This is a genomic window from Calditrichota bacterium, assembly GCA_014359355.1.
In the GTDB taxonomy this organism is placed as follows: domain Bacteria; phylum Zhuqueibacterota; class Zhuqueibacteria; order JANLFK01; family Oleimicrobiaceae; genus Oleimicrobium.
The window spans coordinates 1-5072 of the sequence record JACIZP010000354.1; the positions used below are offsets into that span (position 1 = coordinate 1).

Consider the following 5072-nt stretch of genomic DNA (forward strand, 5'->3'; position numbering starts at 1 on the left):
TTCAATGGTACATTTAGAAACTGCTACTTCAGAAACTGCACCGATCCCCATTTCACTTACTATGGCCGAACTGTGTCCTTCCCGGCCAACGAATGGGGCTACCACACAGATGCCATACTTTTCGAGAACTGCACGTTTGCCAACATCGGCTACGTGTACCAGCAGGAGAACGGCAACTACGCAGATAATGTCTACTTCAACCACTGTACTTTCGTCAATGTTCTCATGTTCAGCCTGGAGTCAGGCTGGTGGTACAAGATCTCGGTGACCAACTCGTTATGGCTCAATGCATTCATGCGCGGCGAGGAGCCCGTGCGATACGCCGCGCATGGAGGCCCCTTAGGAGGCACCATCAACATAGACAGCGTGGCCTCCTTTGGTTTTGCCGTCCCCTTCGCCGAACAAGACCGACGCGTTCTCTTTGCCCACAACAGCTACTACATCGAGCCCTGGCTTGTGGACTGGATGGCCAACAATCCATCCGCCCAAGAAAGGCGCCGAGAAGGAGGGGAAGATTGCATACCTCGCCCCCTCCCCATGTTGAATTCGCAAACCCTGGCGTTTTTTGCGTCCAGTGAGTTCCCTTACATGAATGCGGCCAAGCTATATGAGGCAATGGATCCGGGGATGATCTTGCCTCCCACTGACACTACAGCCATAGAACGATTCCTGGAGGAGAAATGGTGGGGCTGTGAGGACGTATCTTGGGCCTGGCGCCCCGATTTATCAGCGAAATACACGTGGCCTTTCCAAGAAAACCTGGCCTATGTGAACGACACATTGCTCTGTGCTGCAATGGGTGGCTTTCCATTGGGAGATCTCTATCGTTGGTTCCCGCATGAGCATAAGCGGTGGAAGCTCCAAGCGGACACAGAGTGGGCCCAAATATCCTACTGGTTAGAAAAAGGGACCGAGCCCACCGGTGTTTTTGGCCTTATGAACCCACCCAGCCGTGGGGTTCCGTCGGGGTTCTTTTTGGAGCAGAATTACCCGAACCCTTCTGGGGCGCGCACGACAATTCGGTACCGGCTGCCGCAGGCTTGCAATGTGCAGCTGGTGCTCTTTGACCTCCTTGGCCGAGAGGTGGCGACTCCGCTGAGAGCATCGCAGAGCAGGGGAGATCATACGGTTACCCTCGACTGCAGCGGACTTCCCGAGGGTGTGTACCTTTATCAGCTCCAGACAGGTGGGGTATGGATGACAAGGAAACTGCTGGTGTTGAAATAGGCCCGGCACCTTCTCATTGCCGTTGCATTGACTGCAAAGGAACCTCCGGGGAGGAACGACATGGCGAGATCTCGTGAACAGAGTTGTCCGTACTTCCACGTGCTGACCCTCGCGTTGCTGCTCCTGCGTGTCTTGTGCGCTGTGCCTTCATTGGGTCAGCCGAGTGGCGGCCCGTATGGCCCTTTGCACCAGTCCTATGCCATTCCGCAGGTGGAGGGGAAAGTCTACTACGTCGCCCCCGATGGCAAGCCTGATGCTGCTGGTAATAGTCCGTCCTCACCAACCACCATCGAGTCGGCGATTGCGCGTGCCAAGAGCGGCGATTCCATTGTCCTGCGGGGTGGGATCTACCGGACCGGCAGGCTGGTCTTCAACCAGGCGATCACCATTCAGCCGTATCTCGATGAGCAGCCGATACTCAAGGGCACGTACCTGGCCACCAGCTGGCAGAACCTCGGGAACGGTCTGTGGGTCACTAAATGGCCACATCCGTTTCCCTCTCGGCCGGCCGACTGGTGGAACCGCGACCGCGAAGGCAAAGTGACACCGCTACACCGCTTCAACAATGACATGGTGTTTGTGGACGGCCGGTTTTTGCAATCGGCCGGCTGGGAAGGGGAGGTCGACGAAAACACCTTCTACATCGACTATGAGAGCGGCAGAGTCTACATCGGCGTCGACCCGACAGACAAAAAAGTGGAAATCACCGCGTTTGATGTGGCGCTCTTACGGACCACAAGAGAGGTTCACGGCAAGAAACCAGACCGCAAGGGACCGAAGATACGAGGCATCACTTTCACACAGTATGCGTTTCGCGCCTTGGAGGTGGAAGGAGCATTCCCGGAAGGTGCCGCCGATGAAGCGACCTTCGGCAAAGACGTGGTCGGCACGCTGCTGGAAAACTGCACCATTTCCTACTGCTCTCGCGTGGGGGCCTATCTTAGAGGAGACTCGCTAACGATTCGCCACTGCCGGGTGAGCGACACAAGCACCGAAGGCATCTATATCATGAGTTCCAATGACGTGCTCCTCGAGAGGAACATCTTCACGCGGAACAACATTGAAAGGGTAACGGGTTACTACCCGGCCGCGGTGAAGATTTTTAACCAGTGCCATCGCGTCACGTGCCGGGACAACTTGGTGATCGATCTTCCGTATTCCAATGGCATTTGGTACGACGTGGGCAACGTCGACGGGCGGTTCCTGAACAATTGGGTGGAGAATGTGGGGAGCACCAAGGGGCGGTTTCCGATTGAGCGTCCTTGGCCGAGCAATAATGGCTTCTTCTTTGAGATTTCCAAAGGGGCAATATGTGCAGGGAACGTCTTCGTCAATTGTGATCACGGGCTGTGGGTGCTCAACAGTTCAGATGTTCACATCTACAACAACACCTTTGTGAACAGCACCGCCTGCATCTCGCGCAATGCGCGGAGTGCAGCCGCGGACCAATTCGGCTGGCATGCCAGTACTGGGCCTGATGTGGACAAGCGGCATGGTCATGTCTTTGTGAACAACCTGCTCTATGCGGACGAGGGTTTCGAGCGCCCGTTGCTCTATGTATGGCAGCCGGCAGTGTTATGTGAACGCCTGCAGCACTCGCAGTTGCGCGCGATGGACCACAACCTATTTCTCACAAAGGCGTCTCGGGCGACGGTCCCGCTCATCGTGTGGGGGCCTGAGAAGACTGATAGCTGTTACCTGGTCTACGAGTCCTTTGACTCCTTCCAAAAGGCCCACCCGGAATATGCTGCGCAGAGTTGGCATGTTTCTTGGTATCCAGGGCAGCTGTTCAAAAGCCTTGAGTTGGGCGACTACCGGCTCCTGGATAGTTCTCCAGGGGCAGCAGCCGGGCGACAACTGCCCACGGAGATAGGCAAGTTGCTCGGCACAGACGGCGGCTATGTCGGCGCGTTTCCTCCTCTGCATGCGGAGTTTTGACCTTGTGGTGCAGGTCCTTACGTGGAGCGCGCTGTGTCGGCCCTTTTGAGATAGTTGCAAGACGGGGACGACAATGAGAAGAAGACTCACGATGCCAAGGCGGGGGAGCGAAAAACCGCTGGGCGGCGCCATTGCACTGCTGGCGACGGTGCTCTTCTACTCATGTGCAGGCAAGGAGCCCAGCCCGACCGTCGCGTTTTGCAGCTTCGACTACAAAGGTGAACACTACCGCATCCGCTCTGTGCAGGCACCGGGCAAGGATCTGTCCTTCAACGAGCTGATCAGCAGGCGATTTGTCGCCGTGGACTATGGTCAAGACGGCTTCATAGACGAGGTGACACTCGGCGAGGCCACGATGGCACAGGCGCAGGAGCTTTACGAAGTGGCGCTGGAAACGCTCGCCAGCGAAGGGAAGTTGCGCGTGGTAGGGCCGCGCGGCAAATCGTACGCGGATGAGGACGCGAAATACCACTATGAGATTCGCACTCTCTGCCCCGGCGCGCGGGAGTGCTTCAACCAATTCAGAATTGTGCGGGATCGGCGGGCGCCAAACCCCGAGGTTACCGTAGCCATCGACCGACAGGCTGATGGGACAATAGACGTGGTGGTCAAAGGCACGCTTGCGCTGGAACAGGTACAGTCGCTCTACGCGCAGATGTTGAAGAGGGGTACTGACAAGGGGCGACTTGTCGTATTAGAGCAGAGAATCATGGTCAAATAAGGCGATGCAGCCCGGCTGCCTGCCGTCCTGGCGGAGTGGGGCATTGAGGACGTGAGTTCCCCTACGAGGCTTCCCGGTTGTGGACGGCAGCGTCAGCCCGTGGGCGACTGTGTGTTCAGGCGAGGGAGGAGGTCATGAGGTTTTTTCGTTGCTCGCTTCTGGGTCACAAAGGGGACCCGAAGTTGCATTGGCGTCGGCCATTGGTGATAGGAGTGGCAGTCTCCCTTTCCGTGCTGATTTCCTTGCGGACTCATGCGCAGCCACTTGCCGAAGGGAAAAGCAAGTTCCTGGGCGCAGCAAGCAAGAGCGACGTCTACCGCAACTTTGACAAGTACTTCAATCAGATCACCCCCGGCAACGACGGCAAATGGGGCTCGGTTGAGTATACCCGAGGGCAGTACAACTGGAGCAACCTGGATCGTATCTACGAATACGCCATGAGCAAAGGGATTCTCTTCAAAGAACACACCTTGGTGTGGGGGCAGCAGCAGCCGTCGTGGATTGCCTCGCTCGACTCGGCAGGGCAGAGGCAGGCTGTGGAGGAATGGATGCGCCGTCTGGGCGAACGCTACCCGCAGATGGCGTTGGTTGACGTCGTAAACGAGCCCTTCCATGCGCCCCCGGTGTACAAGAACGCGCTGGGGGGAGACGGGGCGACAGGGTGGGACTGGGTCATTACGGCCTTTGAGCTTGCGCGGCGCTACTGTCCCCCACAGGCGAAGTTGCTCTTGAACGAGTACAACATCTTGCACTCAAACACGGAGACGACAAGGTACATGAACCTGGCCGCCTTGCTGAAGACGAGGGGGCTGATCGACGGCATCGGCATCCAGGGGCACTACTTCGAGTTTCGCGGCGACATCTACCGCGGCAGTACTTATGTGTACGACATCAACGTCATCAAGGCCAACCTCGACCGCCTTGCGACCTTGGGCTTGCCGATCTACATCACCGAGTTCGACATCGATGAACAGGACAACAACGTCCAACTCCAGCAGTACAAGATCTATTTCCCGATTTTCTGGAATCATCCCGCGGTGAGGGGAATAACCTTTTGGGGGTACTACGAGTATGACGTGTGGACGGCCCACCCCTACACCTTTCTGATCGACTACAGCGGCAGGGATCGGCCGGCCATGCAGTGGCTAAAGACCTATGTGCGCTGTCCATTCCCCCCGGTCGTGAT

4 protein-coding genes are annotated in these 5072 nt (G+C 57.1%); all 4 read left to right on the forward strand.

What is annotated here, in order from left to right; translation table 11 throughout:
- Window positions 1-1227, forward strand: a 1227-nt coding sequence (locus H5U38_14890) for a T9SS type A sorting domain-containing protein (protein ID MBC7188309.1), incomplete at its 5' end; no start/stop codon positions are given.
- A gap of 60 nt (window positions 1228-1287) precedes the next feature.
- Entirely contained in the window at window positions 1288-3165 is a 1878-nt protein-coding gene (locus H5U38_14895; GenBank protein MBC7188310.1) for a right-handed parallel beta-helix repeat-containing protein, read from the forward strand.
- A 73-nt stretch (window positions 3166-3238) separates the two neighbouring features.
- The gene (locus tag H5U38_14900) at window positions 3239-3886 is read left to right on the forward strand and encodes a hypothetical protein (GenBank protein MBC7188311.1); all 648 of its coding nucleotides are present in this window, start codon (window positions 3239-3241) and stop codon (window positions 3884-3886) included.
- 134 nt (window positions 3887-4020) lie between these two features.
- A partial coding sequence (locus tag H5U38_14905) for an endo-1,4-beta-xylanase (GenBank protein ID MBC7188312.1) occupies window positions 4021-5072 on the forward strand: 1052 nt, incomplete at its 3' end.